Consider the following 18,205-nt stretch of genomic DNA (forward strand, 5'->3'; position numbering starts at 1 on the left):
CTCTTTTTTTAATTTTGCCCCTGTTCGTAGTTTGTAATTTTATCAACTCTTACTTTATGCCTTCCTCCCTCGAAGGGAGTTTTCAACCATTCTTCCACGATCAAAAGGGCAAGCCCAGGTCCAATTACCCGCCCTCCCATAGCCAGAATATTTGCATCATTGTGCAGGCGGGACATGCGGGCCGAGTAAACATCATTGCACAGGGCAGCCCGGATACCTTTTACCTTATTTGCCGCTATGGATATACCTATTCCCGTTCCGCAGATGAGTATACCCCTTTCGAATTCTCCCTTTGCTACTTTTTCCGCTACTATTAAAGCCATATCGGGATAATCCACCGATTCCTTTGAGAATGTCCCAAAATCCTGAAAGTCGTATCCTTTTTCCTTTAAAAATTCAACCACTTTTTCCTTTAATTCATACCCTCCATGGTCGCTGGCAACAGCAATTTTCATCATGTTACCTCCATTCTTATTTTATCGTTTTTTGTTCAATCCTTTCGATAAGTTTTTGTAAATTATTCCAAAGTTCATCGGCTACTTTTTTATAGGTTTCTATACCCATCCCATAGGGATCTTCTATGTCTTCAAATTCTCCCTCGTTTATAAATTCTGTCAGAACAAAAACCCTGCCTTTTAATTTGGGAAAATTATTAAGTATATAATCCCTCTGACTTTTCGTCATTGTTAGAATGAGATCCGAATTAAGCAAATTCTCCCTGAGCTTTTTAGCCCTGTGGCCGCTCAGATCAATTCCCCTTTCTTTTAATACCTGGATGGCTTCTGAAGAGGCCGGCATTCCATCTACCGCAGCTATCCCGCAGGAATCTATCTCGATATCCTTTCCCTTTTCCTGGGCCAGCTTTTTAAACAGAGCGGCGGCCATGCTGCTTCTGCACGTATTGCCGGTGCAGACAAATAAAACCTTAAGCATTAAATCCTTTGCCTCCTTTTAAACCGGAATTATTTTATATCCTGAAGCTCTCTTCAACCTGTTCATGACTGCAAGACCCAGTCCTCTTTCTGGTATGCCTTCAGCAAGAATAATATCTATCCCCATCCTGTCAAACTTTCTCAACAAAGAAAACAGGTTTGAAGAAATGGTAAGCGGTGCATCTCTATCGCCGGCTGAAAGAACGTTTTCCTGCCGGTATTCCCCTCTCGTTTGTGCAGTTGCGAGGATGCCCACCTTTAATCCCTTTTTCTCAAAATCTAACGCTAATTCTTTTATTTTTTTTACCTGTTCCTTTATATCCCCCACCACCAGGAACACTTCCGCCCGGGGTGAATAATGCCTGTACTTAAGACCCGGAGACCTGGGCTTTTCACCCTCTTTTATATTTTCTTCCACATGCACCTGCCCCAGAACCTCTTCCAGCTCTTCCCTGGTAACTCCCCCCGGTCTTAAGATCACCGGTGCACTGCCGGTAAGGTCCAATACCGTAGATTCCACTCCGAACTTTGAATGTCCACCATCTATTACCGCATCTATCCTCCCCTTCATGTCTTCCATTACATCCTGAGCGTTGGTGGGGCTTGGCTTTCCCGATAGATTTGCGCTGGGGGCTGCTATGGGAACCCCTGATTCCCTGATTAATAGCCTTGCTACTGCATGATCGGGCATTCTGACCGCCACGGTATCAAGTCCACCCGTAGTTTTATAAGGTACCCTTTCGCTTTTTTCGAATATTATAGTAAGAGGGCCGGGCCAGAATTTTTCTATTAATTCATAGGCTTTTGCGGGTACATTTTTGGCGAGCAAAGATAGTTCTTTTACCTCCTGAATGTGAACTATCAACGGATTATCCTGAGGCCGGTTTTTTGCCCTGTATATCTTAATTGCAGATTCTTCCTCCAAGGCATTGGCTCCAAGGCCGTAAACGGTTTCTGTGGGAAAGGCCACAAGTCCCCCTCTTTTTATTATTTCTGCCGCTAATCTAACTTTCTCAATTTCCGGATTGTTTTCATCTACTTTTATGTATAAGGTTTCCATTATTATCCCCTCTTACCTGTATATTAAAACGCCGAACAAGGCTGAGAAAAATATTACCGCTATGGGATTAGCTTTTAAAAAGTATATACCGGCAAAAGTTACTGCAGCAATTGTAAACTCTTTTATTCCCGTAATGGAATTTCTTCCGATATTAATTGCGGCCTGCAAAATCAAAGCTATTACCACCGGTCTAATAGCCTGAAAAAAATACTCCACCGCCTTTATTTGGCTCCTGTACTTTTTTATTATGTACGCGAGAAAAAGAATTATTATAAAGGAAGGCATTGCAACCCCCAGTGTGGCAAATGCAGAACCCAAAACCCCTTTCACCTTGTATCCTACAAAGGTAGCTGCATTTACCGAAATGGGCCCCGGCGTCACCTGGGAGATGGCCAGTACATCCATAAATTCCTTGAAATCCAACCATTTATTTATTTCCACCACTTCTTTTTGAATCAGGGGAAGCATCGCATAGCCCCCTCCGAATCCAAAGAGCCCTACTTTAAAAAAGGCTAAAAAAAGTTTAATATAGTCAATCATTTTTCTTCATCCTTTTTGCATCTTTATATAACCCTCTAAATACCCCGATAAGTCCAAAAACCAGTATCAAAATCCCGGGATATACGTTTACAAACAGGAGTAAAAATAAGCTCATTATAAAAATAACATAGGATTGGTAATCTTTCAAAGCCTTTTTCCACAATGAAAAGGCGGCAGATAATATCAAAATAAAAATTGAGGGATATACCCCTTTTAAAGCTTTATTAAAATAGGTAATTTCTCTTACTTCGCTGTAAAAATAAGCGATAAAAAGGATAGTTAAAAACGAAGGCAGAACGGTCCCAAAAAGGGCAAAAATCGCTCCCGTCAATCCCCCGAGTTTATAGCCTATGTACACCGAAGTGTTAATTGCCACCGCACCGGGTACCGACTGGGAAACTGCTATAATATCGAGAAACTCTTCTTCCTTCAGCCATTTATTTTTTTCCACCATTTCCAACTTCATCAAAGGGATCATAGCATAACCTCCACCCAAGGTGAAGGCACCTATCTTAAAAAAAGCCATAAACATTTTTACAAAAAAACTTAATCTTCCCCCGAGCATCGCCTACCTCCTAACTCAAAGAAGCTATAATAACCCTGTCCAGCCCTGCGAAATCTTTTTTTACCCTCAGGTTTTCCATGCCCTTTGATTTGAAAATCTTCATTACTTCATAAGCCTGTTTTTCCCCGATTTCAAGTATAATAAACCCTCCGGGCTTCAAAAACCTCCTGCTGCCTTCTATTATTTTTCGATAAAAATAAAGCCCATCAGGACCGCCATTTAAAGCGATCCCGGGCTCATATTTAACATCTAAGGGTAAATAATTTAATTCTTTTTCAGGAATATAAGGAGGGTTGGAAACCACTATATCCAAATCAAAAATATTATTTTCAAAAAAAGGTTCCCAGAGGTCCCCCTTCAAAAAAACAATCCTATCCTCTACATTATGTCTTTTCGCGTTTTCCCGTGCAACTTCTAAAGATAGTTCGGTAATATCCGAAGCATAACAGAAAACGTTTTTCAAATTATAGGCTATGGAAATGGCTATAGCTCCACTCCCCGTACATAAATCTGCAATTTTAACCAAGGAGTCCTTGCCGTATTTGTCCCTAAGGATATTTATCGCTTCTTCCACCAGAAGTTCGGTTTCCGGTCGGGGAATAAGAACTCCCTCTTTTACAAAAAAATCTAAGGAAAAAAATTCCTTGCTGTTAGTAATATAGGCTACGGGATAATGCCTTTCTCGCAGGGATATTTTTTTAAAAAAGTTATTGAGTTCATCTTCGGATAATTCGTATTCGGGATGGGAAAAAATAAATTCCCTGTTTTTAGAAATTACATGGGCTAAAATAACTTCCGCATCCAAAAAGGCTGATCCTATTTTCTTTTCCATCAGTAGCTCTCTTCCTCTTTTCAGAGCATCCCGCAACCTCATCGTCAATACCCCTTACTCTTCGGATTGGGCAAGTTTTCTCGCCTGTTCTTCGGCAATTAAGCTCTCTATAATTTCATCCAGTTCTCCATCCAGTATGCTTTCCAGCTTATGCAGGGTAAGTCCAATTCTGTGATCCGTTACCCTGCCTTGAGGGAAATTATATGTTCGGATTCTTTCACTTCTATCTCCCGTGCCTACCTGGCTTCTCCTGCTTTCTGCTATTTTCTGGTCCTGTTCCTGCTTTTTCATCTCCAGAAGTTTGGCTCTTAAAATCTTCATTGCCTTTTCTCTATTTTTTAACTGCGACCTTTCATCCTGGCAGGTAACAACTATACCCGTAGGAAAATGGGTTATTCTAACCGCCGAATCCGTGGTATTTACCGATTGTCCGCCGTGTCCTGAAGATCTGAATACATCAATCCTTATATCCTGAGGGTTAATCTCCACATCCACCTCTTCCGCTTCGGGCAGAACCGCCACGGTAGCGGTAGAAGTATGGATTCTGCCCCCGGCTTCGGTTACAGGTATTCTCTGCACCCTGTGCACCCCGGATTCATACTTCAATTTGCTGTAAGCCCCTTTCCCTATTATTTCAAAAACCACTTCCTTGAATCCTCCGAGCTCCGTGGGGCTGGTGCTCATCAGCTCTACCTTCCATCCCTGACGTTCTGCATAGCGGGTATACATTCTGTAAAGGTCTGATGCAAAAAGGGCCGCTTCTTCTCCTCCGGCTCCCGCCCTGATTTCCATAATTACATCCTTTTCGTCATTAGGATCTTTCGGAAGTAGCATTATCCTCAATTTTTCCTTTAATTCCCTTTCCCTTTCCTCCAATTTATCCATTTCGGCTCTTAAAAATTCTTCCATTTCTTTATCCTTTTCCGTTTTTAAAAGCTCTTTTGCCTCTTCAATTTCCTTAACCACACTTTTGTATTCTTTATAACAGTTTACTACTTCTTCTAAAGACGCATGTTCCTTTGCAAGAGCCCTCCATTCTTCCTGTTTTGCTATTATCTGAGGGTCGCTGATTTTTTCCGTTAATTCTTCATATCTTTTTAAGAGTCCTTCCAATTTTTCTATCAAAAGTTTTCCCTCCTATATTACGCACTTTAAGGCTTCCAATGCCACTTCGATTTGAGAGTCATCGGGTGGCCTTGTGGTCAAAAGCTGTAACCACATGCCCGGAAGGCTGAGAAGCTTTGCGATTTTAGAATCGCTCCTTCCGGCAAACCTGATAAATTCGTAGGAAATTCCGGCTACCAAAGGAAAAAGCAGAATCCTGGAAATAATTCTTAAAAGAATACCCGGCCATCCCAGAAAAGAAAATAGCAAAATACTCACGATCATTACTATTAATAAAAAACTGGTGCCGCAACGGGGGTGAAGGGTTTTATACTTTTTGGCATTTTCCACCGTTAACGGGTCTCCGTTTTCATAGCAGTGCACCGCCATATGTTCGGCGCCGTGGTATTCAAAAAACCTTTTAATATCCTTCATTATGGAAATTGAAAAAATATATAAAAAGAATATTGATATTCTGATAAGCCCTTCGATCAGGTTTAATACAACGGGATTTTTAACACCCTTCTCGAAAAATTTTATTAAAAAGGTTGGCAATACGATAAAAAGGGCAACGGCAAAACCTACAGCCATAATAACGGAAAGCGCTATATCCTTTGACGTAAGTTTATATTCTTCTTCTTCCACCACACTGGCTGAATAGGTAAGGGCATTAATCCCTATGACCAGCATTTCAATCAGAGACAGAGCTCCCCTTATCACGGGTAATCTAAAAAAAGGATGTCTTTTTTGCAGGGAATAATTTTCTTCTTTTTTCACCACTATATCCCTGCCCTTTCGAACCGCAATGGCCGTGTACTTAGGCCCTCTCATCATAACGCCTTCGATAACTGCCTGTCCCCCAATGGATGGTTTGGCTATTTTCATTTTATTTTCCCCTTTTCCCCAATATATGAATAAAGGTTAGAGCGTACACTCTAACCGTTTATTCTTCATCTTTTATACCAAATCTCTTCTTAAATCTCTCTACGCGGCCGCCGGTATCCACAAGCTTTTGTTTGCCGGTGAAAAACGGATGGCACTTGGAGCAGATTTCCACATGAATTTCAGGTTTTGTTGAACCGGTCTCAAAAGTTTCGCCACATGCACATTTTACAACTGCCCTGTAGTACTTTGGATGAATTCCTTCTTTCACCTTTCTCACCTCTACCTTTTGTGTCTTTTGTTAAAGCTATAAATTACCCTTGATATTATAGCACAGGTTTATTTTTAAAACAAGTAATTATTTAAAATATCAGGTATCTTTTTATTACATTACGATATCCAATTTTTCATGGCATTTTTCGCATACATCGCCTTTTATTAGCTTCCTAGTATTATAATAATTTCTTTTTATCAGAGGCGCTCCGCATTTTTTACAGTAGGTGGTGCTGCCCTCTTCGTCGTCGATATTCCCAGTATATACGTAATAAAGGAAATTTCTGGCTATCTGTCTTGCCCTTTTTACCCTTTCCACGGGAGTAGGGGGCAAATTCAGTTTGTAGTTTGGAAAATACTTAGAAAAATGAAGGGGGATTCTCTTATCTATGGAGGAAATCCAGAAAGCAAGACGTTCTATTTCGTCATCTTCGTCGTTTAAGCCCGGTATAAGAAGTGTAGTAATTTCCACGTGGCAGAATTTCTTACTTATCTCTATGGTCCTCAGTACTGGTGATAATTTTCCAGCAGTGATATCCCTGTAAAAATCCTCTTTAAAGGCTTTAAGGTCGATATTCATAGCATCTATATATGGAATAATTTCCCTTAAAGGTTTTTCTTCAATAAAACCGTTGGTCACCAGCACATTTTTTAAGCCCCTCTCTTTCGATATCCTTACCACATCGTATACATATTCGTACCAGATGGTAGGCTCGTTGTAGGTAAAGGCAATCCCCAGGTTGTCCTTTTGAGACTCTGCTATTTCTACGAGTTTTAATGGGCTGACCTCCTGAGTCGGTACCTGCGCAACCTGAGCGATCTGCCAGTTTTGACAGAATTTGCACCGAAAGTTACATCCAAAACTTCCAACGGAAAATATTAAACTGCCCGGGTAAAAATGGTATAGGGGCTTTTTTTCTATGGGATCCAAAGCCCAGGAGGATATTCTTTCGTAATTAGTCGTATACAAAATACCATCTATATTTTTTCTTACCCTGCAGATTCCAAAATTGCCGTTTTTAATCCGGCATCCATGGGGGCATAGACTACAGACGACCAGATCCCCTTTTGGGTTTTGATAAAACATTGCCTCTTTCATTTTGCGTCCCTTCTTTTCGTTAAAAATGTCTCACCACTTCAAACCTCTCTATCTCATAATCTTCTTCCGGGGAGATTCCAGCCTTCCTTAAAGCGATCTCTAACTGTTCTTCTACCGTATCTATTCCTTCCAGGTCGGGAAGTAAAAGCCCCGTTCTTTTCCCCCTTCTTACTATAACCCCGTATTTCTTAGGATCCAGTTCCTTTTTGGATTTAACCTTCTCGGGTGGCATCAAAACATCTACCGAGTAGGTAAGGTCGGGGAGCTCTTCTTTCTCCACCGGGAAAAACCTGGGGTCTTCACATCCGGCGCTGATCGCATTCTGTATAATCTCCTCGGCTATATTTTCCCTGGTGGGGAAAATTGTTCCGATACATCCCCTCAACTGTCCGTGTTTTTTTATGGAAACAAATACCCCCGCTCTTTGAGTTAACATTTCTTCGGGAAGCCCTTGTGGAACATCAATAATTTTTCCCGTCTTTACATAAGTCTCCACGGTCTTTCTTGCCAGGCTAACGTAAGGATCTTCTTTTTGCCTTCTTTTTTCCACTTCTTTCATCCGTTTATCGTAAAGTTCTTTTAATTTGCTTTCCCCTTCACCGAGGGGCAGGAACCTGGCAACACAGTACCCCACCCCGAAGGGCCCTTCATAAGAAAGCACCTTTGGTTCTACCTTGAGACCATCAAGACTTCCCAGCATAATCCAGATTGACCTCAATCCGCATTCGCCGGCCTTTTCAATCAGGCTTAAATCCATGCTGTGAAGTCCTTCAATATCAAAATTTTGCAGGTGCTTGACCAGTATTTCATCAAATAACCTCCCCTTCGGGGAAAAACCCGCCGGAGCATCGGGAGTAAGCCTGTGAGAAAGGTCTCCGCTTGCTATAACCACGATCTTTTTACCGGTGATCTCTGCCGCTTCTTTTATAACGGTTCCAAATTTATAAAGGTCTTCATAAGGTAAAAGTCCAAAAGACATTACAACCAATTTAAATTCCCTGAAATATTTGGAAACAAAGTAGAGCGGAACAAGAACTCCGTGATCAAGTTCCTCCCTTACACCGAATTTCCTGAGAGGAATTTCGGAGGACTTTACAACCGGAATATTGTTCCTTTTTGCAACCTTTATTATTTCTTCCTTTAATATTTCGTCCTGTTTAAATTCCATTTTTATATCGGGTGCTCCGAAATCGGAAAAATCTCCCCTTAAAGGGAAATCGTAAACAAAAATGGCATCCTGAAATACCGGACCGTGGGGTGATATAAGGACTATGCAATCGGGGTTGAGGTGCTCTATTTCCATTCCTACAAAGCAAGCCGCTTCTACAGTTTTTATTATTTTTTCCGTCTGGCTGTTACCAATCTCTTCTATCATTACGGGTGCATGGGGCATTAAATAACCTGCTATTATATTCATATCCTTATCTTTTCCCACAATAGCTGGGGCCGGGATATTTGTATTCCGCCTGAAAAGGCTTAAAGATTCCCGGCAGGCGGTACTTCTTTAAGCCCTTTTAATATTTCTAATATATATTTTAATCCAAATTTTCCCGGTTAGTATCATTTTTTACGTAAGAGGGTTCCACATGCACTGTGACATTGCAGTGAATTTTTTCTTCAATTTGCCGCTCAATTTTTTCTGATAATTCGTGGGCTTCAAAAAAGGTCAGTTCATGGTTTAACACCACATGCATGGATATTTCCTTATAGGCCCCGTAGTCGTGTATAAAAACCTTGTGAACATCCACTACATGAGGAAATAAATATGCCGTCTCCTGAATTTCCTTAATCATCTCCTCCTGCGCAATTTCCCCTATTAACTTTGAGCAGGACTCATAAGCCATTGTAGTCCCGGTATAGATTATTAAAGCAGATACCAGAAAACCAAATACCGCGTCTACTTTATAGTACCCGTATTTTGAACTTATTATGGCTACTGCCACCAGCACCGATGCTATGGCATCGGTCCTGTGGTGCCAGGCATCCGCGATCAAAGCCTGGGCTGAAATCCTGTTGCCCAGTTCAATGGAGAACCTGCTCATCCATTCTTTAAAAATTGCCGAAACCAGCATAAAAAAAGCCACTAAATAGCTTCCAGCAACCTTTTCATTGGCTATAAACCTCTCGTAAGAGGATTTGCCAAATTCAAAGCCCACAACAGTTAAAAGTAACGCTATTAACAAAGAGGCCAGAAATTCTATCCTTCCATGCCCGTAAGGATGCTTTTCATCCGGGGGTACGGCTGAGAATTTAAAACCCAAAAGCACTGCGACGGAGGTCAAAACGTCGGAAGCCGTATGAATGCCGTCCGCAATGAGAGAAATACTGTTTAAAATCATACCCAAAAGTATTTTTATTATTGAAAGAAAAAAATTCCCTACTATACTAACCCAGCTCTCCAAATAGGCAATTTTTTTTCTTTCATCGGGCTTTGTATACTTTTCTTTTGCCGGGTCAAGTTTCAATATCTTTAAAATAAAAAAGTCGGTAGTATTTTTTATAATCTTATCCAGCAACGAATTCACTCCTTCCCGTAAAAAAAAGACTTGCAGGAGGTGAGTCCCGCAAGTCTTTCACTTGCTGCGCATAAAGCGCCCGGCTTTCGCCTGTTCTCGTTGACTATAATTTTAACAGGCAGAAAAATTATTGTCAACGATATAATGTTTTTCAGTTAACAATGATTATCATTATTATTAATTAATTTTATCCTATTTTCAATCATTAAATGTTATCTTATTCTATACCAAAAATGTTTATTTATCTATAAAGTGCTTTTTAATTTTGCTTCCGCATTCCTTTTTACCTTTTCTATATGTTCCTTAGTGACGGGTCTTTCAAAGCTTCTGAACCCCGCCAGCTTAAACCCGTGCTTTTTGGCCAGCCTGGATATTTCTTCTACCTGCTCTACCGTTAAATCCCTTCCCAAACTGAAATTTTCATACCTTTTTTCCAGTGCTAAAATCATTGTCTCCGCCATACAGGCATAGGCGGTTTTGGGCTCAAATCCAAAATTGAAATTAAAGTTAACATCACCGGGAACTTCTACGACCCCTCCTTCTATTATAAGAACATCATCCCTCTTTTCAGCAACTTCCTTTGATACATCCCTGGGCCTTGACACATCGCATACCACCGCCCCCGGCTTTAAATCTTCGGGTTCTATAATGGTATCAACACTGCTGGTTACGGTAATCACCACGTCGGCTTTTTTTAGTGCATTTTTAACATTGGAAGTAATTCTTGCGGAAAGACCCGTTTCCCTTAAGATCTTTTCCGCAACGGCCTCTAATTTCTCCGTATTTCTACCTACCAGGGTCAAATACCTTGCCTCTTTTGCAAGAATTTGGGAGCATACCTTTCCTATGGAGCCGGTGGCACCAATTACGACGACCTCCGCATTTTTAATATCCTTACCCATCAATTTTGCGGCTTCCTTTGCTCCTTCTATTGCAGTAGCAACGGTATAACTGTTTCCCGAGGTTACGGCAATTTTTAAATTCTTTGCAATAGTAATACCGGCATCACCTACTACCGAAGTGAAGGCACCAAGGCCAACAATTTTAGCTCCCAGTTTTTCCGCTAATTTGCCGGCTTTTATTATTTTATTCAATACAAAGGTTTCCGGAAGGGTCATCATCTGCCGGGTGGTCAGAGGACAGCCCACAAACCATCCTTCGACTTCATTATATTCGGATTTAACCCCCGTTATATGGGATACCTTTACGGGAGGAAGTAACTTTAAAATACCTTCGATAAGATTGTCCGGCCAGTTTTTCATGAATTTAAATTTCCTTGAAGCATCATCCACATCTATGGGATGAATGATAAAAGCAAAATTATCCATATGCTACACCTCTTTCTTATCTTATTACGGTAAATTAAATAATTTTGTTTTTTAAAATTTCTCTTTAATTTAATACCTCAATGCGAGGGAGAAATCCGATTTTTTCTAAAAGTTTTTCGTAATCCTGAGAAGTAATCTCTTCAATTTTTTTATTGAGCAGGGATACCAGTACGGCTTCCATAACATTTGTTCCAAAGGACCTTCCCTGCAGTTCGGGCGTCGTTGTAACGAGCATTTTTAAACCCCTATTTTTTAATGTTTCCACGTCTTCTTTTGTAACGGTATTGGTAATTATGATCTTACCAGAAAGGTCGGGAGGCATATACCTTTTTATATAGAGGAAATCTCCGGCTATAATCTCGGCATTGTCGAAAAATTTCCTGTACTTTACTGAATTTACTTCCTGTTTTTTTCCGGTAGGATACAGCATTTCAAAGGGGAGTCTTGATAAAACGGGCATTAAAATTCTGCTTAAAATATCTATTGTTTTTAAAGAATGCAGAGGTATCGGAATACCCAGGGCAAAAATTAAATCTCCAAAGGTCATGTCCGCACCTTTATTTACCAAAGCCTCAGCCATGCCGAACCTATCCGTTGCAGCTACCAGAAGAACTTTTTTGCCCTTGAAATCAATTATTTCGTTATCGTGCAGGTAATTTATTACCCTTCGCTCTAAGGTGTTTTTTAACCCCGAACCGTCCACTACCGGTGAAACCTTTGCCGCTTTTGCAAGTTCCGCCGCATCTTTTATGATATATCTTTTATTCCCTGCCCATAAATAAAGGTCTATCCCTCCGAGTCCAAAGGCGCTTACCCTGCCGTCCAATTGTTTTATTAATTCTATTGCTTTTTTCTTATCCCCATCGGTTCCAATTCTCTCTATTATAAAGTCTTCCCCCAGGATATTTACTTGTGCCTTATGATTCCTTTTGGATGAACCAAGGCTCACGCTCACCACATGTTTCAACTTTTATGCCTCCTTTAAATTTTTTATTAAGGTTCTTAATTCCTCCTTATTAAAATACACATCCTCTTTCATCGGCGATTTCCCAATTTCAACAGCCACCACTTCGTTATCCAGCAGTGCTCTGAAAAGGCGTATCCTCTGGTCGGAGCCCAGGATAATAACCGCATCGAGACTTCTCACCTTTGAAATAATTTCCATAATTTCGTTTAAAAGCTCGATACCGCTTTTTCTATAGATAAACTCCCATCTTTCCCTATCGTTCATCAAAAGTACAAAATCCACTCCCTCTTTCTCCGCCACTTCTTTTAATTCTTCCACATTTAAAATAGGAAATCCTATAAGGCCTATACTTTTTCCTTTACGTAACTCCCCGAGGCTTTCAATTCGGGAAATAAAAGACCTGTCGATCCCCATTTTTTTTGCTACTTCCGATTGAGAAAAGCCCGATTGCCTTGCGATTAAAATATCCTCAATAGCTTTATTGATTTTACTCTTACTTATCAGTTTTTCTCCTATTCTTATGAGGTCCAAAATTTTCACCTCTTTGTGCACATTTTTGTGCTCAATCCTATTTTATACCATTTTCTGCATTAAATCAATAAAAAAAACCGGCTTTTGATGCCGGTCTAATCCCAGGGCGATAAAGGAAATTTATACAGGATCTTTTTTAAGCTTTCCATTTCCTGGTCGGAATCATCATGTTTCATGCCTTTTTTCAAACCCTGAAGGGCTCTATTTTCCTTTGAAGTCGAAATTTCCATATCCTGAACCAACCGGGCAAGGGTTTTGCTCCTTGCCTGTTCCAGGGAATACAAAAAGTTTTCTCCCGCTTTCAAATTTTTTATAAACTCTTCGGTCAGGTAAGTAGAGGCAAGGCTGGTAAGGGGATTGCCGCATATTCCGGTTTCTGTAACACCAAAAAACTCCGGAAGTTTATTTGCCATCCCTAACTCAATTGACCATTTCAATTCCCTTGTTTCCCTTTTTATGGAATTCCTAAGAGTTTTTGCCGTGCAAAGCCCATAGTTTCTAAGAGATCTAATTATCCCGTGCTCTATAGTATGCGCTTTTTCCGGCTCCACAAGACCTTTTAAATCTGCACTTATGAAAACCCTTTTCCCGGAAGAATAATCGTATCCGTATATGGTAATATTTATGGATTTCCTATCACTTCCAAAGGTAGTGTAACCACCCTGAGGTTGCCATCCTGCGCCGCAAATCAGGGGAAATCCTTCATCCCTCAGCTTGTGAAAGTTTAAAATTGCTACATCCCTTGCAATTATCCCTTCCTTTGTAACCTGGAAACCTTTAGCCTTTCCTCTTTCCTGTCCTGATATTTTTGCTATTAAACCGAACTTTTTTTGTCCGGCAGAAACCTCTTTTAGCCATAAATCTTCAATTACCGCCACGATACCCACCGGATAAAAGGAATCGTCATCCTTCGAAAAAGGAAATAAGAAAATCTCCTTTCCCTTTCCTGCCATGGCCATCATCCGTGAAAAATAGGGATCTACAAAAAAGCCGGTCAAAACCCCGCCTCCGGGTTTTGGCAGTACTCCATTTATGACGGGAAGTGCAAGGATATCCATTTTTTACCCCCTGATAAGAAAATCAAAATAATCCTTTAGCTCCTCTTCAATTTCTGCCCTGCTCTTAAGGGACAAAATTTTTGTTTTTACCTTTGTGGAATTGTAAAGCCCCTTCAAATACCACGCTATATGTTTTTTAAACTCCATTATCCCTGTTTTTTCTCCGTAAAATTCCACCGAAAGCTTCATATGCCAAAATATGATTTCTTTTTTCTCAAGAAGGGACAAAGGAGCAATTTTTTCACCGCTTTTGAAATACTCTTTTATTTGCTTGAAAATCCAGGGGGTGCCCAGGGCACCCCTCCCGATCATTATGCCATCGCATCCCGTTTCTTCTAACATCCTTTTTGCATCTTCAGGAGAAAATACATCCCCATTTCCTATGACCGGTATTTTTACCGCTTCCTTTACCCTTCGTATTATATCCCAGTCAGCTTTACCGCTGTAAAGCTGTTCTTTAGTCCTTCCGTGGATAATTATTGCCGAGGCTCCGCTCTCTTCGGCCATTTTCGAAAACTCTACCGCATTAATAGTGTTACTATCCCATCCTTTTCGAATTTTAATGCTTACGGGTTTTCTTGTGGAGCTCACACAGGACTTTATAATTGCCGAAGCCAGCGCTTCATCCAGCATCAAAGCACATCCATCTTTATTTTTTACAATTTTCGGTGCAGGGCATCCCATGTTAATATTTATAAAATCAAAGGGGATATTTTTAATTTTTCTTATTGCTTCAGAAAATATAAAAGGATCGCTTCCAAAGAGCTGAACCCCGACGGGATGTTCATCCTCTTTAATCTCTAAAAGTTTAAAGGTTTTTGAGTCGTCGTATATTATCCCCCTTGAACTAACCATTTCGGTTATTAGTACATCGGCTCCAAAAAACTTGCATATTCTTCTAAAGGGTTGATCCGTGAAACCTGCCATAGGAGCTAAAAAAAGGGGAATGCTACTGCCGGTTTTTTTCATAAATTATTCTCAATCCTTCCAGTGTAAGCATTCCGTCTACCAGGTCTATTGTTTTTGTCTCTGAAGCTATCAGAGATGCTAATCCCCCTGTAGCAATAACTTTTATTCCCGGTTCCCCCATTTCGTCCTTCATCCGTTCCACAATATGATCCACCAGACCGGCGTAACCGTAAAAAATCCCCGCCTGCATGCTGGTGGTGGTGTTTTTACCAATAACTCTGTCTGGCTTTGCTATTTCAATTCTGTGAAGTTTAGCCGCTCTTTGAAACAGGGCTTCTGCAGAAATTCCTATGCCCGGAGCAATAGCTCCCCCCAAATAATCAAAGTTTTCGCTGACGGCATCGAAAGTGGTGGCTGTGCCGAAATCCACCACTATTAACGGCCCTTTATATTTATAATATGCTGCTACGGCATTGACTATCCTGTCCGCTCCTACTTCCCGGGGGTTTTCGTATTTAATATTTATTCCGGTTTTTACGCCGGGCCCGATTATAAGAGGTGCCACATTAAGGTATTTTTGGCACATTTTTTCGAAAACCGGAGTCAAAGGCGGTACTACAGAGGAAATTACCGCACCGTCAAAATCTTTTTCCTTTATGCCGAATTCCCTGAGCAATGATAAAACCATTATACCGTATTCATCTTCGGTTTTTTCCCTGTCGGTGGATATTCTGAAATGATTTATTAATTTATCTTTTATGAATACCCCCAGGACCACATTCGTATTGCCAATATCCACGGCAAGAAGCATTACTTCACCTTCTTTTTTTGATACCTTTATAAATCAGGGCGGTTAAAACCATGGCAACTATTACCTCCGGCAATCCATGGGTAAGGGCTATGCCAGCTGCTACGGGAAGGGTAAGATACCCTTTAGCTACCGCAATGCCGAGAACGCCGACGGTGTTCGTCAGGGTTCCTACAGCAGCCGAAAGGGCCACACTTTTTGTCCACCGGAAGCTAAGATAAGCAAAAACACCGATTAAGATCCTCGGCAAAATAGCAACCATAGGATCGGCAAAAAGCGGTGACCCTGCCCTCAAGAAGCTGTGAAGGCCGAAAATAAAACCTACAAAAGCGCCTACAACCGGTCCTTCCAGCAGTCCACCCAGTATAGCAGGAACATGCATAATTGTGGCATGCCCTGCCGCTGTCGGGACGGGTATAAATCCTAAAGGAGTAATACCCAGCACGATGGAAATCGCTCCTAAGAGTCCCGACGTGGCCAAAATACGGGCTCTGCTCTTCCCTGAATTATTCATTTTTTCACCTCCGTTCAGGCTCCTTAAAGGATGCCTGACAAATTTCATTTCAATTTTATCATGAAAAATTAAAAAAAATCAACCCGGTGATTACCGGGCTTCATGTTCCTTCATAAACTTCCTTTCTTAATAAAATCATTATTTCTTCTAAGTTTAAAAGAAAGTCCTTAATGGCCTCACTTCTTAAGCTGTAATAAACGTACTTGCCCTCCTGGCGGCTTTTTAATATCCCGCTGATTTTCAAAAGCCTGAGATGCCCCGAAATGTTTGATTGAGTAGCTCCCAGTTCTTCAACCAGCTGGCTAACGGTTTTTTCTTTTTCTTTGAGGGCTTCCACTATCCTGAGCCGGGTTTTATCCGATAGGCTTTCTAAAAATCTTAGCTTGTATTCCGAAAGGCTGGAACTCAACTTTCAACCTCCTCTAATTCAATTTTTTCTTCCTCTCCATGGGTTTCATACCAAATTCTATCCGCAAGTTCTCCCCATTTTTGAGCGTAGGGCTTCAGCTTTTCAGCAAATTCCGCAGCAGTTTCATCAGCATGAAGCTGGGTAGGATATGCACCGCTTTCTTCCACAATTTCTTTCAGCATTTCGGGGTTATCTATTAATGGACAGGGCCTGCGCATATTCAAATTGAAGGGCTGCCTCTTTTGATATGCCCTCATAATCGGAGAACCCAGTGCTTCCTTCAGGGAAACGTTCTTAATATTGCATGTAGAATAATGTACAAAAGCGCAGGGCTCGACTTCTCCCTGGGCGTTTATATGTAGATATCTCCTGCCCCCTGCAATGCATCCATTGGAAGCTTCTCCGTCGTTCCAGAAATCCATAATAAAAATGGGCTTTGTCCTTCTATATTCCAGTATTCTGTCATACATATACGCCCTTTGCTCGGGAGTCGCCATTAATTCCAGGTCCACATCTTTACCGATCGGAATGTAAGTAAAATACCACGCAAAAGCCACACCTTTATCCACCAGCATGTCTACGAATTCCTCGCTGGCCAATTCTTCCGTATTGTTCCTTGTGTAAGTAACCGATACCCCGTATAATAACCCAGCCTTTCTCATTCTATCCATTGCATCCATTACTTTTTTGAAAACACCTTTGCCGCGCCTTTTATCCGTAGATTCCTCAAAGCCCTCAATGCTGAAAGCAAGAGTAATATTCCCTACCCTTTTCATTTCCTCAATTAGTTTATCATCAATTAAAGTGCCGTTAGTGAAAAGGTGAAATCCCATGGAATTATGTTTTTCCGCTAATCTTATTATATCATCTTTTCTTAATAATGGCTCCCCTCCGGACATAACTATAAAATAAATTCCCAGTTCCTCGGCCTCTGTCAATATTCTGTCTAACAGTTCATAGCTGAGTTCTTCCTTTCTCTGGTAATCTCCGGCCCAGCATCCTATACAATTAAGATTGCACCTTTCGGTCGGGTCTATTAAAAGAGCCCATGGTACAGAATATCCGAGTTTTTTTGCATTTTCCGTTTGTTTTTGAACCCCTAAAAAATTAGCATTCAAGAAAAAGTTTACCGCAAATTTTTGTTTGACATGAGGATCCACTTCCGTAAGTAACCTCTCTGCGAGTTTGTACCAGTTGGACTCTTTGTTTTTTAGAAAACTCTTTACATTGCTGACATTTCTTCTGTGGTGTTCGGGCATGGGAAGTTTTTCAACCCATTCTACTATTTTTTCTATATTATTAACCGGTTCCTTTACGATAAATTTAAGTCCCTGCTCCAAAACCTTCTCTCCAATATAGGTTCTGGCCAAATCCATTTAAAAGACCCCCTTATTTTTATTTTTAATAATTTTTATAAGCTTTTCTATAATATATATATTCTTCTTCATATCATCATATGATGATATAACTAACATATATTATACCTTTTACCATTTATTTGTCAATAAAATAACCAAAAAATTTACTAAAATTTACTAAGCTAAATTTTTATTGATTAAAGAATTTACCATTCACCTTACATAAATGTGACAATTAAAATGACTCAGGTTATTGACGTATCGAGTAGGAGGTAGGTAATTATTTTACCTACCGTCCTCTCACACCACCGTACGTACCGTTCGGTATACGGCGGTTCATCAGAATCTATTATGCCATCGAAAGTCTCTTTGTTAGACTTAAAAAGCCTTCCTTTTCAAGGTATTCGTTAGTTATGGAAGTTGCTAATATCTGGCTGTTGGATATCCTCCAATAGCCTTTTCTTGTATTGGCATACTCCCATGCTTTCACATCGTTTATCCCTAATCTGACTAAATTGTC

The 18,205-nt window shown here is 40.6% G+C and carries 21 protein-coding genes and 1 pseudogene; all 22 read right to left on the reverse strand.

Annotation, left to right across the window (positions count from 1 at the left end):
• Nucleotides 1-8: 8 nt before the first annotated feature.
• Nucleotides 9-455 carry a ribose 5-phosphate isomerase B gene (gene rpiB, locus ATZ99_RS08200; protein WP_068748757.1) on the reverse strand — a complete coding sequence of 149 codons (447 nt, stop codon included), beginning with the start codon at nt 453-455 and terminating at the stop codon, nt 9-11.
• A gap of 16 nt (nt 456-471) precedes the next feature.
• Nucleotides 472-933, reverse strand: a complete 462-nt coding sequence (locus tag ATZ99_RS08205) for a low molecular weight protein arginine phosphatase (protein WP_068748758.1) — start codon at nt 931-933, stop codon at nt 472-474.
• A gap of 18 nt (nt 934-951) precedes the next feature.
• Nucleotides 952-1,992 (reverse strand): L-threonylcarbamoyladenylate synthase, encoded by a 1,041-nt coding sequence (locus ATZ99_RS08210; protein ID WP_068748759.1) that lies wholly within the window; start codon nt 1,990-1,992, stop codon nt 952-954.
• A gap of 12 nt (nt 1,993-2,004) precedes the next feature.
• Nucleotides 2,005-2,532 (reverse strand): chromate transporter, encoded by a 528-nt coding sequence (locus tag ATZ99_RS08215; RefSeq protein WP_245641345.1) that lies wholly within the window; start codon nt 2,530-2,532, stop codon nt 2,005-2,007.
• Nucleotides 2,525-3,097, reverse strand: a complete 573-nt coding sequence (locus ATZ99_RS08220) for a chromate transporter (RefSeq protein ID WP_068748760.1) — start codon at nt 3,095-3,097, stop codon at nt 2,525-2,527. The genes ATZ99_RS08215 and ATZ99_RS08220 overlap by 8 nt, the downstream gene beginning before the upstream one ends.
• Before the next feature lie 10 nt (nt 3,098-3,107).
• Nucleotides 3,108-3,971: a peptide chain release factor N(5)-glutamine methyltransferase gene (gene prmC / locus ATZ99_RS08225; RefSeq protein WP_068748761.1), complete on the reverse strand. Its 864-nt coding sequence runs from the start codon at nt 3,969-3,971 to the stop codon at nt 3,108-3,110.
• 12 nt (nt 3,972-3,983) lie between these two features.
• Complete coding sequence (gene prfA / locus ATZ99_RS08230) at nt 3,984-5,054, reverse strand: peptide chain release factor 1 (RefSeq protein WP_068748762.1); 1,071 nt, start codon at nt 5,052-5,054, stop codon at nt 3,984-3,986.
• Nucleotides 5,055-5,066: 12 nt separating this feature from the next.
• Complete coding sequence (locus ATZ99_RS08235) at nt 5,067-5,918, reverse strand: DUF1385 domain-containing protein (protein ID WP_068748763.1); 852 nt, start codon at nt 5,916-5,918, stop codon at nt 5,067-5,069.
• Between the two features lie 58 nt (nt 5,919-5,976).
• On the reverse strand, nt 5,977-6,186 hold the full coding sequence (rpmE, locus tag ATZ99_RS08240; RefSeq protein WP_068748764.1) for a 50S ribosomal protein L31: 210 nt from the start codon (nt 6,184-6,186) through the stop codon (nt 5,977-5,979).
• A gap of 114 nt (nt 6,187-6,300) precedes the next feature.
• A complete protein-coding gene (amrS, locus tag ATZ99_RS08245) occupies nt 6,301-7,287 on the reverse strand; it encodes an AmmeMemoRadiSam system radical SAM enzyme (RefSeq protein WP_068748765.1) in 987 nt (328 codons plus the stop codon).
• Between the two features lie 19 nt (nt 7,288-7,306).
• Nucleotides 7,307-8,704, reverse strand: a complete 1,398-nt coding sequence (gene amrA / locus ATZ99_RS08250) for an AmmeMemoRadiSam system protein A (RefSeq protein WP_068748781.1) — start codon at nt 8,702-8,704, stop codon at nt 7,307-7,309.
• 118 nt (nt 8,705-8,822) lie between these two features.
• On the reverse strand, nt 8,823-9,803 hold the full coding sequence (locus tag ATZ99_RS08255; protein WP_222927099.1) for a cation diffusion facilitator family transporter: 981 nt from the start codon (nt 9,801-9,803) through the stop codon (nt 8,823-8,825).
• A 245-nt stretch (nt 9,804-10,048) separates the two neighbouring features.
• Nucleotides 10,049-11,131: an NAD(P)H-binding protein gene (locus ATZ99_RS08260; protein ID WP_068748766.1), complete on the reverse strand. Its 1,083-nt coding sequence runs from the start codon at nt 11,129-11,131 to the stop codon at nt 10,049-10,051.
• A gap of 64 nt (nt 11,132-11,195) precedes the next feature.
• On the reverse strand, nt 11,196-12,098 hold the full coding sequence (locus tag ATZ99_RS08265; RefSeq protein ID WP_068748767.1) for a quinate 5-dehydrogenase: 903 nt from the start codon (nt 12,096-12,098) through the stop codon (nt 11,196-11,198).
• Between the two features lie 3 nt (nt 12,099-12,101).
• A complete protein-coding gene (locus ATZ99_RS08270; protein WP_068748768.1) occupies nt 12,102-12,629 on the reverse strand; it encodes a helix-turn-helix domain-containing protein in 528 nt (175 codons plus the stop codon).
• A gap of 95 nt (nt 12,630-12,724) precedes the next feature.
• On the reverse strand, nt 12,725-13,687 hold the full coding sequence (locus ATZ99_RS08275) for a hypothetical protein (protein ID WP_068748769.1): 963 nt from the start codon (nt 13,685-13,687) through the stop codon (nt 12,725-12,727).
• A gap of 3 nt (nt 13,688-13,690) precedes the next feature.
• Complete coding sequence (dusB, locus tag ATZ99_RS08280) at nt 13,691-14,656, reverse strand: tRNA dihydrouridine synthase DusB (protein ID WP_068748770.1); 966 nt, start codon at nt 14,654-14,656, stop codon at nt 13,691-13,693.
• Nucleotides 14,637-15,407: a type III pantothenate kinase gene (locus ATZ99_RS08285; protein WP_068748771.1), complete on the reverse strand. Its 771-nt coding sequence runs from the start codon at nt 15,405-15,407 to the stop codon at nt 14,637-14,639. The genes dusB and ATZ99_RS08285 overlap by 20 nt, the downstream gene beginning before the upstream one ends.
• 4 nt (nt 15,408-15,411) lie before the next feature.
• Entirely contained in the window at nt 15,412-15,918 is a 507-nt protein-coding gene (locus tag ATZ99_RS08290; protein WP_068748772.1) for an ECF transporter S component, read from the reverse strand.
• A gap of 100 nt (nt 15,919-16,018) precedes the next feature.
• Nucleotides 16,019-16,327 (reverse strand): ArsR/SmtB family transcription factor, encoded by a 309-nt coding sequence (locus tag ATZ99_RS08295; protein WP_068748773.1) that lies wholly within the window; start codon nt 16,325-16,327, stop codon nt 16,019-16,021.
• Nucleotides 16,324-17,703, reverse strand: a complete 1,380-nt coding sequence (locus tag ATZ99_RS08300; protein WP_068748774.1) for a radical SAM protein — start codon at nt 17,701-17,703, stop codon at nt 16,324-16,326. The genes ATZ99_RS08295 and ATZ99_RS08300 overlap by 4 nt, the downstream gene beginning before the upstream one ends.
• Nucleotides 17,704-18,034: 331 nt before the next feature.
• A pseudogene (locus tag ATZ99_RS12320) lies at nt 18,035-18,205 on the reverse strand (group II intron reverse transcriptase/maturase); the annotation flags it as partial.

It is taken from the genome of Thermovenabulum gondwanense, from assembly GCF_001601575.1.
In the GTDB taxonomy this organism is placed as follows: domain Bacteria; phylum Bacillota; class Thermosediminibacteria; order Thermosediminibacterales; family Thermosediminibacteraceae; genus Thermovenabulum; species Thermovenabulum gondwanense.